Below are 16,733 nucleotides of genomic sequence, written 5' to 3'. Positions count from 1 at the left end.
GCGCTCATACGTCGCACACAGTCGTCCAAGACAACCACAACGTTTTATCTACTCTGCAAAGGAAAACCCATGTTTAACAACAAACTCTCCGACCACACCAGCACCCTGGCCGACGAAGCGGCAATGTCCGCAGAAAAAGCAATCCAATCCACTCGACGCGCTGCCAACCGCGCCCTGGATGGCGTAGCCGACACCGTGGACGACCTGCACGGCCATAGCACCCAAGCCTTCGACCGTGCTGCGGCCAAGGCCAGCGCCCTGCTGCAATCCAGCTCGGCAGCATTGCATGACAGCTCGGAGAAATTGCGCGTCCAAGCACGCCGAGCCACCGACCACACCATCGACTACATCAGGGAGCAGCCGGTCAAGTCGGTTGCCATCGCAGTAGCCGCAGGTGCCCTGCTGACCGTCTTTGCCGGTCTGGCGCGCCGCTCCAGTCAGCGCAACTAAGCACATGCCGGAGCACACCATGCGCACCACCAACTCCCGCCCCATCCTTAGCAGCTACATCTACTTTGGCGCAGCCACACTGATGGCGGTGACGGCGGCCACCGCGCAGGTGAGCATAGATGCTTCGGGAGACTACAAACAGGAGGTCTTGGCTTGCAACAACGGGAAAACCCAGCAAGACAAGGCAACCTGCCTGACCGAGGCACGCAGTGCCCATGCGGTCCCGAAGCAAAGCCTGAGCACCGCCGCGCAGGCCGATCTTCAAGCCAATGCCTTGCAGCGCTGCGAAGCCCTGAATGGTGCCGATAAGGCTGCCTGCCGGGCTCGCATCGAAGGCCAGGGAACGGCCTCTGGCAGCGTAGCCGGCGGCGGCATTCTGCGTGAAATGCACGAGGTGGAAATCATGGCACCCGCATCTTCTACCGGCAAGCCCTGAGTATCAGCCTCACCAAGCCCACCATCCTGGCGTAGCAACGCCACAAATCCGGATGACGGGGAAGCCAGGCTCTGCTCTAGGTTTGTACCGACCCCACTTGTTTTTACCAGGAGATGACCATGGGCCTAGGCACCATTTTATTGATCGTTGTGATTCTGATGCTGGTTGGCGTTTTGCCCACTTGGCCGCATAGTTCAGGCTGGGGCTATGGTCCCAGCGGTGGGCTGGGCTTGGTGCTGATCGTGCTGATCGTGCTGCTGTTAACCGGTCGGCTGTAGCGTCTTGCGAAACAGCGGCAACGAATGATCAACGACTGTATTTGCAGCTGCTAGCGTTCGTTCAGTAGCGCGCAGAAGAAGCCGCGTTTCCCGTGGCCAATGGCTACGGGGAACGGCCTGTACGCGTACCCGGCAAGGTGTGCTGCAGCAGTTTCAACGCTTCCACACACTCATACACACACGCACGCACCGACGCATCGACACGCTCCGAGGCGACCGCGGTACATAGCTGCTCCAGTACGGCACAAAACAAGACATCCCAGTCCTCTGCGGACACAACCGCTTCTGGCGCAAGCTGGGGCGCGTTATCTGGTGAGTAAGATACTTGCATGTAAGCGGAATAGAAGACCAAAACTGCAATGTAGGTGTGCTGCTGCGCAAGCCATATGTCATAAGACATAACCGCGCGCCAAACATGCCGACCACGAGACCCCCATGAGTGAAACCCGTTGCAGCGCCTGCCCTTTGCGGCAGCTTCCTTTGTTCATTGCCCATAGCGGGGATGAGCTAGACCTGGTGCAGTCCCTGAAGCGGCGCGAGGTTCAGCTGGCCGCGGGTGAAACGCTGATCCATGAAGGCCAGACCGATGCACCGCTATACACCTTGCTGACGGGTTGGGCCTTTCGCTTCAAAACCTTGAGTGATGGGCGGCGCCAGATCCTGTCCTTTCTGCTGGCCGGTGACTTTGTGGGCGTGCAGCAGAAGATGGGCGACGCATCGGCCCACGGTGTGCAGACACTGACCGACACCTCACTATGCGTGTTCCAGCGCGATGCGCTCTGGGAACTACACCGACGCTCGCCCACCATGGGCTTCAACATCACCTGGCTAACGGCCCACGAAGAATCGCTGGTGGACGACACCCTGCTGTCGGTCGGGCGGCGCAGCGCCGAAGAGCGCATCGCCATGCTGCTGATACTGCTGTTCAAGCGGGCCGCCGCCTTGCAGCCCGATGGTGGCGCGAGCGGCGTGCTATTCCCCCTGACGCAGCAGCATGTGGCCGACGGGCTCGGCCTGTCGCTGGTACATACCAACAAGACCCTGCGCAAGCTGGAAAAACGCGGCCTGCACCGCATCGACAACGGGCGCCTGTACCTGCGCGACGTCAAGGCCCTGACCCGGCTAGCCGATCTATATGGCGACGGCAAACCGCCCCCCAGGCCACTGGTGTAACCCTATTTCACCGGCTTCTTCGCCAGTGCCGCAGCGCGCTGGCGCAAGCCCTGGCAACCGGCTGCCCCCTGCTGGGCCTTGTCGCTGTCACCCAAGTCCATCAAGGGGATCAAGGCCGCAAATGGGTTGATCAGTCCCAGCAGCACGGCCCCGGCGGCCTTCAGGCCCAAGGGGCCTTTTTCCAGCGATACATCGGGCTGGCTGAAGCTGCCACTTACCCGGATGGGCGTGCGCAGGGCCAGTGGGCTGAAGTCCTTGGGGCTGACCACCAGGCGCAGATCCATGGTCTCGCTGGCCAGGGAGAGTGAGCCCTCCGTCCACACGGTGGAATTGTCGGTATCCACCACCATCACCTTGGGGCGGAACACGCCGCCCGCGGCGGCCAAGTCCGCCACCGCACAAGACACGGGCAGTGCATCGTCCCCCTTGATCCAGACCCCCAGGCTGCGCGCCAGGTCCAGCCCCAGCAACTCCACTCCCAGGTGCGACACCGCGCCATTGCGCAAGTCCATGCGCAACTGCCCCTGCAAGCTGGCCAAAATCTCGGCGGTGGAGCGCCCCTTGCCTTGCAATTGGGCCTGGCCCTGCAGCTGGCCGCTGATGTAGGGGGGCTGCCCCTTGTCGCGCGTCTGGCGCAGCCAGTGGTCTAGCTGCACGCCGCTCCAATGCAGATCGGTCTTCCAAAGAGCCTCATCCGCCCGCCCGTCCAGTGAAAGATCCCCCTGCACCTGGCCCTGGGCGGTACGCGCCACCATGTTCTGCAAAGTCAGCAAGCCGGCCTGAAGCTGCAAATGACCACTCAGCGGCTGCAGTGGCTGCAGCAGGCGGGAATTCAGGTCCACCTGTTGAATGTCGATCAGCACATTCGCATCCATGACCCGCATGGCCGCCAGGTCGAACGGGCGGTTCGGCAACACACGGCCCTTGGCGCGTGTTGCCGGTACGGACACACTGGCATCCTCGCTGGCTGCCATGGTGGCCGGCGTGGTCCCGACCACCGGGCCCAGGTCGGCCAACTGCAGACGTTTACCGCCCAGGCGACCGGCCAGCAGCGGCACAGGGCGGGCAGTCTCATAGGTAAAAGCGCCATTCAGGCTGCTGGAGCCTACGGTGGCATCGCTCACCACCACACTCCAGGTTGGCCCCTTGCGGGCGATGGCGCCGGTGGTACGGAACGCCGATGTGGTCGGCAGCGTCACGCCTAACGGGTCGCCCACGGCGGCCAGCGAAGGGCCCTGGACGTTGAAGCTTCCCTGGAAGTCGCGAGGTTGCAGCGCATCGGCTGCTCGGCCCTTGAAATGGATCTTGGCGCGACCCACGCTGAGGTCCAGCACCAAGCTGACCGGCAACGTGGGCGCAGCGCCCAGCTCGGACGGCAACACCCCCGAGGACTGCACCTCCAACTTCAGGGGCAAATTGCGGTAGCGGCCGTTGCCCTGCAGTTGCAGCACGCTGGCCGCCGGTCCATCCGCTTGCGCAGCCTGGCCTGGAGCCAGAGAAAGCTGGGCAGTCAACGCCAGCCCCAAAGGTACATCGTTGACTCGCACGGCGCCCTGGTCTACCTGCAGATGGCCGAACAAGGGCAACTGAGCCGACGATTTGGACGGCTCAGCTGGATGGTCCGGTCCGAATTGCCAGCTGGCCCGGCCATCGGCCAGACGCTCCAGATCACTGTCCAACGTGCGCGCCTGCAAGCTGTGGATACGCAGAGGCTGGCCCTGGTAGGTGCGCCATAGGTCCAGGTAGCGCAGCTCCAGGGCCACATCCTGCGCCAACAGCATATGCGGCTTCTTACTCCAGTCGGGCGCGGCCACCTCCAGCAAGGGGGTCTGCAGCCGCAGCCCTCCCACGAATCGGATCTGAAAGCCCTGTGGAGCAAGCACCACGCGCCGCTGCATGGAGTCCCCCAGCATCCGCTGCAGTGGCGCCGCAAGAAACGGCCAACCCCACCATTCGCCCAGCGCAACGCCCGCCAACAATGCGCAAACGATCGCAGCAGACCATAGCCGCCAAGGAAAAAACGCCTTACGCGAGACCGCAGGACGCGCCGAAGGTTCAGAAGGAGCGCTAGTGGGCATGCGTGTAACAACCTTTTCCATGAAACAAAAACAGAGATGCGTGAAGAAAATTCGGCTGCACCCCAGTGTATAGGTGGTACCGAACACGGCAGCATCGCACTGGCCTCCACACAGGCAACATGGACATACACCGCGTGTTGTCTTACAAGACACAGCCTGCTCTCCGACATACAGCCGCCCTCAAGCGGCCTACATTGAGGTTGCCGCTTGGTTACACGTGGCCCGCACCGCGGGCCCGCCAAGGCGTTCCCCCTGAAGCACATGCGCCACACGTGCCCCGAAGGGCCGAGCGCTTGGCATAAGGAACGCCCATGAGCTGCCAGACCATTCTTACCTCGCGCTGGAGCACATCTTCTTTTGGTGCCACAGCAGATACCTCCCCCATGGAACTCGCCGCCCTGGGCGAGCACCTGGACCATTGCCGAGCGGCACCAGGCGGCCTGTCTGTGCTGCAGTACTGCGCGGAGAGACTCCACGGCTTCGTAGCCGCACGTTTTGTGACGACCCTGTTCATCGTGACACTGCTGATGGGTGGCTGTTTGCTGGCCTTGTAACGCCATGTCTATCGCAGAGCTGCAGCAACTGGTACCCGATGCACCATCGGGGGTGTGCCAGATGCTGGACAAGGCGCGTGGGCCGGTGCTGGCTCCCATCCGCTCGGAAATCTTCGGTCTGCAGCGCTTCGCGCAGCACGGCCACAGCCTGGGTGCCACCCACCGCGCCAGCCGACCCAGCCTGCGGGCCGGCAATTTCTTCCCCCGCCTGCGCGACAACATCCACACGCTGCAGGAAGCCCACCGCTACATCGGCGCACAGGCCGCCACGGGGTATGACATCAGTCCCGCTGCCGAGTGGCTGCTGGACAACTTTCACCTGATCGAGGCCCAGCTAGAAGAAATCCGCACGGGTCTGCCGCGCAGCTACTTCCGCACGCTGCCCATTCTGGAAGATGAGCCGCTGGCGGGCCTGCCGCGGATCTACGGCGTGGCCTGGGCCTTCGTTGCCCACACCGATGGGGCATTCAATGAAGCCCTGCTGCAGCAGTACCTCACTGCCTACCAGGAGAGCCGCGAACTGTATCTGGCCGAAATCTGGGCCCTGCCCACCACCTTGCGTGTGGTGCTGGTGGAAAACCTGCGCCGTCTGGCCGAGCGCGTTGCCACCAACAAGGCAGCACGTGAAGTGGCCAATCTGTGCTGCGACAAGCTCGAGCGCTACACCCCGCAGACCCTGGACAGCTTGCTGCACTTGCTGAACCAACGGGGTGTTGGCCGCGTATTTCTGGCCCAGATGGCACTGCGCATACAGGAGCGCCAAGGCAGTGACGACGGGGCGTGCACCAGCTGGCTGGAGCATGCGCTGCCGGATGCCGCAGCGGCCCACACCCAGCACAATGCCGACCAGGCCGCCGACAACCTGAGTGTCAGCAACGCCGTCAAGTCATTGCGTGCGATTGGCGATGCCGACTGGCCGGACATCATCGCCCAGGCCAGCGTGCTGATGCAAATCATGCTGACTTCTGCCGCCTTCGAAGCCGAGCACACCAGCACGCGCGACCAGACACTGCACGGCATCGAGCGCCTGGCACGGCGCAGCGGCCGCAGTGAAGCTGCCGTGGCCCAAACCCTGCTGGGCCTGATGCGCAAGTCAGCCGACCCGCACGCCACCAGCACGGTCGCCAGCTACTGGATGCGTGGTGCTGGCCGCCCCACACTGTCCCAAGCTCTGGGCCTGGGCCTGCAGGAGCAGGCCTCGGAACTCTGGCGCAAGCTGCGGCAGCGCTCGGCCTTGCCGGTATATCTGCTGTCGCTGCTGCTAGGCAGTGCCGGCGTCGTAGCCTGGCTACTGCAACGGCCGCATGTTGCCGCGCTCAGCACCCACAACATTGGTGGCTGGATGTGGCTGGCAGCCGCATTGATGGTCTGGCCTGCGTCCGAGGCCATCGTGGCGGTCATCAACCGCCTGGTCAGCGAGTCCGCGCACCCCAGGCCGCTACCGCGCATGGGCCTGGTGGACGGAATTCCAGCAGAGCACCGCGTGTTGGTGGTCATCCCGGCACTGCTGACCGATGCCGCCTCCGTGATGGCCCTGGTACGCAGGCTGCATTTGCACCATATCGCCAACCCGGAAGCCCAGGCGCAGTTCGCGTTGTTAAGCGACTACGCCGATGCAGACGCCGAACACCTGCCGTCCGACAACGCATTGGTACAGCTGGCAATAGAGCAGCTGGCCATGCTCAACCTGCGCTACCCCGTCACAGCGGGAGAGGCACCCCGCTTCATTCTTCTGCACCGGGAACGCAGCTTCAGTGAAACCGAGCAACGCTGGATAGGCTGGGAACGCAAACGCGGCAAGCTGGAGTTGCTGGTGGAAGCTATGGCCACTGGCGAGCGCCAGGCCTTCATCGAATGGGGCGAGGCATCGCGCATTGCAGCCGATACACCCTACATCCTCACGTTGGACAGCGACACCCAGCTCCCCCCGGGCCGCCTGCGCGACCTGGTCGGCGTGGCCGCCCACCCCTACAACCAGCCGCAGCTGGATACCACCGGCCGGCGTATCGCCAGTGGCTATGGCATCTTGCAGCCGCGGGTGTCCACGCCGCTGCCCGCCACCAAGGACTTCACGCTCTACCACTGGCTGTTTGCCGGGCAATGCGGCATCGACCCCTACAGCGCGGCCTCGTCCGAGATCTACCAGGATGTGTTTGCCGAAGGCACGTTCACCGGCAAAGGCCTGCTGGTGGTGCGCGCCCTGCATGCCGTGCTGGCCCGTCGCCTGCCCGAGGGCGCCGTGCTCAGCCACGACCTGCTCGAAGGCTCGATGGTGCGCTGCGCGACCGTCAGCGATATCACGCTGATCGAAGACGCACCCTTCCACGCCGACGTGGCCGCCTCCCGCGTGCACCGCTGGATGCGGGGCGACTGGCAACTGCTGCCGTTTCTGCTGCGGCCACGGCAGTTCCACCTGCGCCCCATCCACCTGTGGAAGATGTTCGACAACCTGCGCCGTTCGCTGGTGGCTCCCATGTCGCTGGGCCTGCTGCTGCTGGCCCTGGCCACCGGCAGCATACCGCCCGGGTGGACGCTGACACTGGTCATCGCTGCGTTTGCTGCTGGCCCGCTGATGGGAGCCATTGCCGGGCTATCGCCCAGCCGTGATGACCTGGCCAAACAACACTTTTACCGCCATGCCGGCGCGGACCTGGCGCGCGCCTGCTGGGGTGGGCTGTGGCATCTGGCCCAACTGCTGGCGCAAGCCATGCTGAATCTGGACGCCATCGCGCGGGCGCTATACCGCATGGTCTTCAGCCGCCGCCATTTATTGCAATGGACCACGGCCGCCACCGCACAGTCACTGGCCAGTACCGATCTGCCGGGCTTGCTGCGCACCCACTGGCGCGTCCCCGCATTGGCCGCGTTGCTGGCCGGTGCACTGGTAGCCATTGGCACGCCTTATCCGGTGTTGAGCCTGTGCCTGTGCGCACTCTGGGCGGCCTCCCCAATATGGACCTGGTGGGCCAGCACGCCACACCCGCCACGCCGCGATGCGGTGCTGCCCACCAAAGACCGTGCCATTCTGGAAAGCACCGCGCGCGCCACCTGGCGCTTCTTCGAGCGCTGTGTCGGGCCGGAGGACAACTTCCTGCCACCGGACAATCTGCAAGTACTACCCCACGACATGGTGGCCCACCGCACCTCGCCCACCAACATCGGCCTGTACCTGCTCAGCGTGGCCTGCGCACGCCAGTTCGGCTGGATCGGCACCCAGGACCTGCTGGAGCGCATGGAGGCCACGCTGGCCACCCTGCAACGCCTGCCACGCCACCGCGGCCACTTCCTGAACTGGTACGACACGCAAAGCTGCGCGGCCCTGCTGCCAACCTATATCTCCACCGTGGACAGCGGCAACCTGAGCGGCCATCTGCTGGCAGTCGCCCAAGCCTGCCAGGAACTGGCAACCGCCCCCTACGACGCCAGTGCGGCTCAGGCCGCCCTGCAGCAATTGCGCCAGCGCCTGATGCCCTTGCTGACCGCACGCACCACCCTGTCACCGGCGCTGCGCCAACAGCTGCAATGGCAGTTGGCCGACCACCGGGCTGCACGCATGTCGGCCGCACGGGACACACAGGCCGAAGCCAGCAGCCACCCTGTAGCCCAACGTCTGCAGGCGCTGGCACTGGCCTTCGAGGCGCTGGCCTGGGCGCCGGACTACCGCTTTCTGTACCACCGCAGGCGGCATTTGCTGCACATCGGCTACCGGGTCGCCGAGCAGCAGCTGGACGCCGGCTTCTACGATCTACTGGCGTCCGAATCCCGGTTGACCAGCCTGTTGGCCATTGCCAAGGGCGATGTGCCGGTGCGCCACTGGGCCTCGCTGGGCCGGCCGTTCTTCGCCGTGGGCACGGACACCTGTCTGCGTTCCTGGTCCGGCTCCATGTTCGAGTACCTAATGCCCACCCTGGTGCTGAACGAGCCCCCGGGCAGTGTGCTGCAAGAGGCCTGCCACGGCGCGCTGCACGAGCAAATCGCCTTCGCCAAGAGCCGCAAAGTGCCCTGGGGCATCTCCGAGTCGGCCTATGCCGGACGCGACTACACCCTGGCCTACCAGTACGCACCGCAGGGCGTGCCACGCTTGGCGCTGCGCCGCACGCCACCCGACGAGCTGGTCATCGCACCCTATGCCAGCGCCTTGGCTGCACAGATTTCACCCCACCGATCTGCTATCAATTTAAAAGCACTCGACACAATCAAGGCGAGCGGCCGCTATGGTTTTATCGAGGCACTTGACTACACGCCAGAACGGCAGTCTGACAATGCAGTGTTCGCCCCCGTGGCAACCTTCATGGCCCACCACCAGGGCATGACAATCGTGGCCCTGGCCAATGTACTGCTGGACGGTCCGGCGCAACGCTGGGGCATGGCGAATGTGCATATCGAAGCCGTCGCCTCTCTGCTGCACGAAAGCCCGCCGCGCGAAGTAGCACTGCTGCATACCCCGCCCGCACGCCCTGCCGCAACGGACATGCAGAATCGCCACCCCAACCTGCTGCGCGAACTCATACCCGGTGCCACGGCACTGGAGCCCACCCACTTGCTATCCAACGGGCACTACCACGTGGCACTACGGGCGAATGGCGCGGGCTGGAGCCGCTGGCGCACCACCGGCATCACCCGCTGGCGCGACGACGCGCTGCGTGACGCCTTTGGCCATTTCTTCTACCTGCGCTGGAGCGGGCAAGCCCAGCCGGTGTCCATCACCCAGCATCCAGCGCCCGACCCGGCAGCGCACTACCAAAGCACCTTCCACGCCGACCGGGTCTGCTTCGACGCCAGCTGGCCCGGACTGCAGACCCACACCACAGTATGGGTCAGCCCCGAGGACGACATCGAATTCCGCCAGGTGGAAGTGCGCAACCTGGGCGAACGTCCGCTGGAGATCGAGCTGCTGTCGGCCTTCGAAGTCACCTTGAGTGATGCTCGCGCAGACGAAGCCCACCCCGCATTCGCCAACCTGTTCGTACAGGCGCAATGGGAAGACGAAGACCAGGCGCTGCTGTTCCAGCGCACACCACGCCTGCCCACGGAGCAGGCGCTGCAGGCGGCCCACTTTCTGGTCGATACCGATCCCCAGGTAATTGGCATACGCATCCAGACCGACCGGCAGCAGTGGCGGGGCCGTAACCAGGACGCCAGCCAACCCCGTGCAGCCATGGACGCGCGACCCACGGCCTCCGGCCCGCTGCACACCGGGCTGGACCCGGTCAGCGCGCTAGCTGTGCGCCTGCGTATCACCCCGCAGGGCAAGGCGCGCATCACCTTTGCCACCGCCGCCTCGGACTCAGGAGCCACCCTGGGGGCGGTGATAGACAAATACCGCCAGCACAGCAATGTGCAACGGGCTTCGCTGATGTCGGACACCCTGACCGGCATCCGCCTGCGCATGCTGGGTCTGTCGCCTGACAACCTGGCCGCGATCCAGACCATGACCACCCCGCTGCTGCTCAACCTGACACGCATGGGGCGCAGCACCACCCGGGCACCCAGCCTGGGCGTATGCGACAAGCGCCTGCTGTGGCGCCTGGACATTTCGGGCGACCGGCCGATCCTGCTAGTCACCGCCGGCGCCGCGGAAGGCCTGGGCCTGCTACGGGCACTGGCCCAGGCCTTGCGGGTCTGGTCCTGGGGCGGCCTGGGATGTGACCTGGTGGTGGTGAATACCGAGCCCGCGTCCTACCAGATGGAGCTGCACCGCGAGATCGGCATGCTGCGTGACCGCCACCTGGCCGACAGCAGCGCAGAATCCACCCCCACTGGTTTTTACCTGCTGCGTTCGGAAGAACTCTCGGCCGACGAACTCAACACCTTGCATGCGCTGGCCCGCCTGCATTTGCGCGCCGATGGCCGCCCCCTGGTACACCATGTGCAGGCCTGGGCGGCACTGCATGAGACTGCGCTGGAGGACAGGCAAAACACCGCCACCGTGGCCATTCCGGTCACCACCAGCCCGGGCACCATGCCGGCAGCCCCCACAGGTCGCTTCGATGCGGACTCTGGAGATTTTCACTTCGATGTCAGCCCCCAAAAGCGTCCGATAAGACCCTGGACCAATCTGCTGGCCAACCCGGCATTTGGCTGCCAACTGACAGAAGCCGGAGGCGGCACCACCTGGGCACGCAATAGCCGTATGAACCAGCTCACTGCCTGGTCCAACGACCCGGTGGCCGATCCGCCCGCAGAATGGTTTCTGTTGCAGGACTGCAAGACCCAGGAAATCTGGAATGTGGCCCCGCACGGCTGCGGCGGAGCCGATGTCGGTTACCAGATCTCCCACGGGCAAGGCCACAGCAGCATCCGACACCGCCACGGCGATATCGATGTAACCACCAGCTGGTGCGTGGACATCCACAGCTCGGTCAAGCAGATACGGTTGCATATCCGCAACCGGGGCCTGCGCACCGCCCAGCTGCGTGTGATAGGCGTGGCGGAATGGATGATGGGTGCCAACCGCAGCGACCGCAGCAGTACCCACACGCTGCACGCGCATATTCCTTTGGCCGATCAACCGCAGAGTGTGACGGCCCTGCTGTGCACCCAAGCCGAGCGTTCTGCCGGCTTTGGCAACGGAACCGCCTTCCTGGCCCTGGCTGGTACCGATGGAGATGCGGACGACTGGACTTGCGACCGGCGCGAATGCTTCGATGCCCGGGGCCGCCTGGTCATACCGGACCATTTCAACCAACGCAGCGGTGGCGGGCTGGACCCCTGCGCCGCCATGGCCAGCATGCTCGAGCTGCCTGCGGGCGAGGCCGACGAACGGGTATTCCTGCTGGGCTATGCGGACAGCCCGGAAGCCGCGCAGCAGCTGGCCACCAGTGCCGCGGGCCTGCCGGCACAGCAACGCCTGGCAGAAGCCAAGCAGCACTGGGACCGCCTGCTGGGAACCACCACGGTAAGCACACCCGACCCGCTGTTCGACGCCATGGTGAACCGCTGGCTGCTGTACCAGACCGTGGCCTGTCGCATGTGGGCCAAGGCCGCCTTCTACCAGGCCGGTGGCGCCACCGGGTTCCGCGACCAGCTGCAGGACGCCATGGCCCTGGCCTGGGCCGCACCCAAGATGCTGCGTGCGCAGATCATCGAGTGCGCGGCGCGCCAGTTCCCGCAGGGGGACGTGCAGCATTGGTGGCACAACCCGGGCGGTGCAGGCGTGCGCACCCATTTCTCGGACGACCTGCTGTGGCTGCCCCATGCCTGCCTGCACTACCTGCGGGCCACGGGCGACACCAGCCTGCTGGAACACAGCCTGCCCTTCCTGGAAGGCGCGGCCATCCCCGAAGGCGCGGAAGATGCCTACTACACCCCCACCATCGGCAAGGACAGTGTCACGGTGTACGAGCATGCAGCACGCACCATCGACCGCAGTCTGGCCGTGGGCATCCACGGTTTGCCACTGATGGGCAGTGGCGACTGGAACGACGGCATGAACCGCGTCGGCATTGCGGGCCAGGGCGAATCGGTATGGCTGGGCTGGTTTCTGTGCCAAGTGGTCGCAGGCTTCGCACCGATTGCCGCCCAACGCGGAGACAGCGCCAGAGCCCAACGCTGGACACAGGCTGCCGAGGGCTGGAAAACGGCGCTCAGCGGCCCCGCCTGGGACAGACGCTGGTTCAAACGCGCCTTTTTCGACAATGGCGAACCCCTGGGCTCCGACGCCAATCCCGAAGCGAAGATCGACCTGATTGCCCAGGCCTGGGCGGTACTATCCGGCGCCGCCGCACCCGCTCTGCAACGCATGGCCCTAGCTGCGGTGGAAGAGCATCTGGTGGACCCGGCAGCAGGGCTTGTCCGCCTGCTGGACCCGCCCCTGGCCCATGCGGTGCCAAGCGCCGGCTACATCCAGGCCTACCCGCCGGGTGTGCGTGAAAACGGCGGGCAGTACTCCCACGCTGGCGCGTGGGCGGTGATGGCCCAGGCAGCCTATGCCACGCAGCAAGCCCAAGGCAAGGCCGCCGATGGAGACACCGCTTACCGCTATTTCTGCTATCTGAACCCGGCACACCGGGCAAGCAAGCCGGCACAAAATGCCGTCTATGGCATCGAGCCCTATGTGATGGCCGGTGACGTCTACACCCATGCGCCCTATGTGGGGCGTGGCGGCTGGAGCTGGTACACCGGGTCAGCCGCCTGGATGCACCGCGCCGCAATCGAGTCGATTTTCGGCCTGCAGCAAGGGCCCCATAGCCTGTGCTTCCAGCCCTGCCTGCCCACGCACTGGCCCCGGGCCGAACTGCTGCTGCGCCGGGAAACGCTGGAGATGCGCTTCATCCTGGTCCGCGCACCAGTGGATACCGCGCTGGCCAGCGCGGGGCGTGCGGATGCGCGTTTGCTGCTACCCGGTGAGGCACTGCCATGGAGCACCCTGGCAGGAGCCCCCTGCTTTGTCATTCCCCTGGAGGCACCCCATGAAAATACCTGACTCTACCTCCCCCAAGCGACCCCGCCAGCCCAGCCAAGCCAAGGACCTGCAAGCCGAAAAGGTTGCACGCCACATCGCTGAACACAAGCACATCGCCCGCAACACGGCCATCGACCTGGACGAAGACGCCTCTCTAGGCGCAAGAGCGGCCGATGCAGTGGCCCGCTTTGGCGGGTCCTGGACCTTCATTGGCCTATTTGGGGCAGTGCTGGTGGTGTGGGTTGTGATGAATACCTTGCTGTTGACCCACTACAACGCGGTATTCGACCCCTATCCGTTCATCTTGTTGAACCTGGTGCTGTCCATGCTGGCCTCCATACAGGCACCGATCATCCTGATGTCGCAAAACCGGCAAGCCGTGAAGGACCGTCTGCATGCCGAGCACGACTACGAGGTGAATCTGAAGGCTGAACTGGAAATCATGCTACTGCATGAAAAGATAGACCTGTTGCGCCAAGGCCAGTGGGGTGAGCTGTTGGCCATCCAGAAGCAGCAACTGGAGCTGCTGACGCACCTGATCGAGAAGAACCCCGAAGCTGCCGCCGCCCTGGCCCCGCCACCAAGCGCCCCTCGGTCTAAATAACCGTTTGTCCTAGCCCGCCCTCGGACTGCAGCACACGACCTCGACCCTGGCGCTTGGCCTCGTAGAGCGCGGCATCGGCCCGGGCCAGCAGACCGGTCAACGTGCCATCGCCTTCCTTCAGCACGGCCACGCCGCCGCTGAAGTCCAGGGGAAAGCCAAGCTCCTGCTCGGCCCGCAGGACCAGCACGCTGCGCAGACGCTGCTCAAAGCCGATGCTGGCAGATTTATGGGTATTGGCCAGCACGATGCAGAACTCTTCACCACCCAGCCGGCCCACCAAATCACCGGTGCGCCGGCTTTCACGCAACAGGCGTGCAAACAGCTTCAAGGCCAGGTCGCCCACCTCATGGCCATGGGTGTCGTTGATGCGCTTGAAATGGTCTATGTCCAGCATCATCAGGGTCAGTGGCTGCTGGTAGCGCTGGGCGTTGGCGAACATGCTTTCAGCGCGCTCCTGCCAGCCACGGCGGTTCAGCAGGCCGGTCAGGCCGTCGGTCATGGCCAGACTACGCAGACGGGCCTTGGCCTCGTCTCGCCAGGCCGCCAACAGGGCCAGAGTAGCCACCAAGGACACCACATTCACGGCCAGTGCCAGCAACAGGTTAAACAACTGCAGCACCTGCTCGGCCAGGAATTCGCCCGCCATCGCGCGCGCCAGCAACAGCATCGCCATGCCCATCAGGCAGGCACACAGCAGCCAACGCCAATCCCGCCCCGCAGCGCGCAGAGGGAACAGGGTGGCACGCGCCACCACCAGCAGCATGGCCGCCAGGCCTACGTGCGACCAGCCCATTTGGAACCGCGGGTTGTCCCAGCCCAAGGCATAACCCACAGGTACGGCCAGCACCAGCACCAGCATGCAGCGGGTGGCCCAACGGTAGCTCAGCCAGTCTTGTGGGCCACGCCGGCGCGGCCGCCTGCGGGTCGGGCTGAGCCGTGCGCGGTGCCCCAGCCAGCCGCCCAGCGCCCGGTGCAGCAGCCACTGTCCGCAGCCGAACACGGCAATCGCCAAGGTGCCCCATACGGTCTGCCAGCTGTATGACGCCGCAATCGCCAACACCCCGCCCAGCATATGCGTCGCAACCGCCATCTGCGCGCAGCGCGTGGGCGGCGTGGTATGCCGGCCCATCAAGGCCAGCAAGGCCAGGGACAGCACAAACAGGTTGACGGTGGCCAGCACCAGCAGAGTGGGTATGTCTAACTGCATCGCGTTACGAATAGAGTGGTATGTAGCCGGGCCACTGCAGCGCGCCTACTGGAACGCCACCTCGGCGAAGCTGCGCAGCTTGCGGCTGTGCAACTGCTCCAGCCCCTGGGCGCGCAGCAGCTCAATGGCGCGGATGCCGATGCGCAAATGCTGGTCCACGCGCTCGCGGTAGAAATGGTTGGCCATGCCGGGCAGCTTGATCTCGCCGTGCAAAGGCTTGTCGCTGACACACAGCAAGGTGCCGTAGGGCACGCGGAAGCGGAAGCCATTGGCGGCGATGGTGGCGCTTTCCATGTCCAGCGCCACGGCGCGGCTCTGGCTGAAGCGGCGCTGCGGCTGGTTGTTCGGCAGCAGCTCCCAGTTGCGGTTGTCGGTGCTGGCCACGGTGCCGGTGCGCATGATGTTCTTCAGCGCCACGCCTTGCACCTGGGTGACGTCGGCCACGGCCTGTTCCAGCGCCTGCTGGATTTCGGCCAGCGCCGGGATCGGCACCCACAGCGGCAGTTCTTCGTCCAGCACATGGTCTTCGCGCACATAGCCGTGGGCAAGCACGTAGTCGCCCAGTTGCTGGCTGTTGCGCAAGCCGGCGCAGTGGCCGACCATGATCCAGGCATGGGGACGCAGCACGGCGATGTGATCGGTAATGTTCTTGGCATTCGCCGGGCCGACGCCGATGTTCACCATGGTGATGCCCGCGTTGTCCGAGCGCACCAAGTGGTAGGCCGGCATCTGCGGCAGGCGCGGCGGCGCGGCGCCCAGTGCATCCACGGCCTCGGCCGCCAGGCCCACGCGGCGCGTGATCACGTTGCCGGGCTCGACAAAGGCGCAATACTCGCTGTTCGGGTCGGCCATGGCCGCATGGCCCATGCGCACGAATTCGTCAATGTAGAACTGGTAGTTGGTGAACAGCACAAAGTTCTGGAAATGCTCGGGCCCGGTGCCGGTGTAGTGGCGCAGGCGGTGCAGCGAATAATCCACGCGCGGCGCGGTGAACAGCGATAGCGGCAGCGGGTCGCCAGCCTTGGGCTCGTAGGTGCCGTTGGCAATGCCGTCGTCCATGGCGGCCAGGTCGGGCAGGTCAAACACATCGCGCATCAGCATACGGCGTGCAGCGTCCATATGACCTTCCACATGGTCATGCTCGGCAAACGAGAAGTGCACCGGAATTGGCAAGGCACTGGTACCGATCTCCAGCTCGACGCGGTGGTTTTGCAGCAGCAGGCGGAACTGCTCCAGGTAATAGCTGCGGTACAGGTCGGGGCGCGTTAGCGTGGTCTCGAAGCGGCCCGGGCCGGCCACGAAGCCGTAGCTCAGATGGGCGCTTTCCAGCACATGGGCGCGCGCCACGGTCTCGGTATGCAGACGCACAAACGGGTAGCAGGCGCGCACATGGCCGGGCAGTGTCTCACCCGCCACAAAGCGCTGCATGGCTTGGCGCAGATGGTCGATCTGCTGGTCATAAATCCGCTGGACCTGCGCCAATGCAGCATCCGGGTCGGTGAAACGGGTCGGGGCGATGAAAGGGGGCAGATAGGGCATGGGGCTATTG

10 protein-coding genes are annotated in these 16,733 nt (G+C 64.8%); 7 read left to right on the top strand and 3 right to left on the bottom strand.

The features are described from left to right. Positions 1-69: 69 nt before the first annotated feature. The 4 genes from AC07R0_RS23205 (at position 70) to AC07R0_RS23190 (ending at position 2,337) form a co-directional block, all read left to right on the top strand. A complete protein-coding gene (locus AC07R0_RS23205) occupies positions 70-450 on the top strand; it encodes an ElaB/YgaM/YqjD family protein (RefSeq protein ID WP_495106643.1) in 381 nt (126 codons plus the stop codon). Positions 451-469: 19 nt separating this feature from the next. After that, positions 470-886 (top strand): hypothetical protein, encoded by a 417-nt coding sequence (locus AC07R0_RS23200; protein WP_495098656.1) that lies wholly within the window; start codon positions 470-472, stop codon positions 884-886. 119 nt (positions 887-1,005) lie between these two features. Next, positions 1,006-1,164, top strand: a complete 159-nt coding sequence (locus AC07R0_RS23195) for a DUF3309 family protein (protein WP_495098655.1) — start codon at positions 1,006-1,008, stop codon at positions 1,162-1,164. A 435-nt stretch (positions 1,165-1,599) separates the two neighbouring features. Then, a complete protein-coding gene (locus AC07R0_RS23190) occupies positions 1,600-2,337 on the top strand; it encodes a Crp/Fnr family transcriptional regulator (protein ID WP_495098653.1) in 738 nt (245 codons plus the stop codon). A 2-nt stretch (positions 2,338-2,339) separates the two neighbouring features. On the opposite strand, the gene AC07R0_RS23185 is transcribed toward AC07R0_RS23190, so the two are convergent. Further along, on the bottom strand, positions 2,340-4,316 hold the full coding sequence (locus tag AC07R0_RS23185; protein ID WP_495106642.1) for an AsmA family protein: 1,977 nt from the start codon (positions 4,314-4,316) through the stop codon (positions 2,340-2,342). A gap of 410 nt (positions 4,317-4,726) precedes the next feature. Here AC07R0_RS23185 and AC07R0_RS23180 point away from each other — a divergent pair, with 410 nt between their 5' ends. The 3 genes from AC07R0_RS23180 to AC07R0_RS23170 are packed head-to-tail and all read left to right on the top strand — an operon-like array spanning position 4,727 to position 13,977. Next, positions 4,727-4,969: a hypothetical protein gene (locus tag AC07R0_RS23180; protein WP_495098651.1), complete on the top strand. Its 243-nt coding sequence runs from the start codon at positions 4,727-4,729 to the stop codon at positions 4,967-4,969. Positions 4,970-4,973: 4 nt separating this feature from the next. Beyond that, a complete protein-coding gene (locus AC07R0_RS23175; protein WP_495106641.1) occupies positions 4,974-13,394 on the top strand; it encodes a glycoside hydrolase family 94 protein in 8,421 nt (2,806 codons plus the stop codon). Next, a complete protein-coding gene (locus AC07R0_RS23170) occupies positions 13,381-13,977 on the top strand; it encodes a DUF1003 domain-containing protein (RefSeq protein ID WP_495106640.1) in 597 nt (198 codons plus the stop codon). The genes AC07R0_RS23175 and AC07R0_RS23170 overlap by 14 nt, the downstream gene beginning before the upstream one ends. On the opposite strand, the gene AC07R0_RS23165 is transcribed toward AC07R0_RS23170, so the two are convergent. Together AC07R0_RS23165 and AC07R0_RS23160 are read right to left on the bottom strand one after the other, a co-directional pair. Next, complete coding sequence (locus AC07R0_RS23165) at positions 13,970-15,184, bottom strand: GGDEF domain-containing protein (RefSeq protein WP_495106639.1); 1,215 nt, start codon at positions 15,182-15,184, stop codon at positions 13,970-13,972. The genes AC07R0_RS23170 and AC07R0_RS23165 overlap by 8 nt on opposite strands. A 45-nt stretch (positions 15,185-15,229) precedes the next feature. Then, positions 15,230-16,723, bottom strand: coding sequence for an AMP nucleosidase (locus AC07R0_RS23160; protein WP_495098647.1), 1,494 nt, complete (start codon positions 16,721-16,723; stop codon positions 15,230-15,232). Between the last annotated feature and the right edge of the window lie 10 nt (positions 16,724-16,733).

It is taken from the genome of Rhodoferax sp. GW821-FHT07F03, assembly GCF_059418745.1.
This window is presented reverse-complemented; position numbering and strand designations above follow the sequence as displayed.

Excerpts from the sequence above, each read along its gene's own strand:
- AC07R0_RS23190 (WP_495098653.1), top strand. The coding sequence starts at position 1,600 with ATGAGTGAAACCCGTTGCAGCGCCTGCCCTTTGCGGCAGCTTCCTTTG.
- AC07R0_RS23175 (WP_495106641.1), top strand. The coding sequence starts at position 4,974 with ATGTCTATCGCAGAGCTGCAGCAACTGGTACCCGATGCACCATCGGGG.
- AC07R0_RS23200 (WP_495098656.1), top strand. The coding sequence starts at position 470 with ATGCGCACCACCAACTCCCGCCCCATCCTTAGCAGCTACATCTACTTT.
- AC07R0_RS23160 (WP_495098647.1), bottom strand. The coding sequence starts at position 16,723 with ATGCCCTATCTGCCCCCTTTCATCGCCCCGACCCGTTTCACCGACCCG.
- AC07R0_RS23165 (WP_495106639.1), bottom strand. The coding sequence starts at position 15,184 with ATGCAGTTAGACATACCCACTCTGCTGGTGCTGGCCACCGTCAACCTG.
- AC07R0_RS23170 (WP_495106640.1), top strand. The coding sequence starts at position 13,381 with ATGAAAATACCTGACTCTACCTCCCCCAAGCGACCCCGCCAGCCCAGC.
- AC07R0_RS23195 (WP_495098655.1), top strand. The coding sequence starts at position 1,006 with ATGGGCCTAGGCACCATTTTATTGATCGTTGTGATTCTGATGCTGGTT.
- AC07R0_RS23205 (WP_495106643.1), top strand. The coding sequence starts at position 70 with ATGTTTAACAACAAACTCTCCGACCACACCAGCACCCTGGCCGACGAA.
- AC07R0_RS23180 (WP_495098651.1), top strand. The coding sequence starts at position 4,727 with ATGAGCTGCCAGACCATTCTTACCTCGCGCTGGAGCACATCTTCTTTT.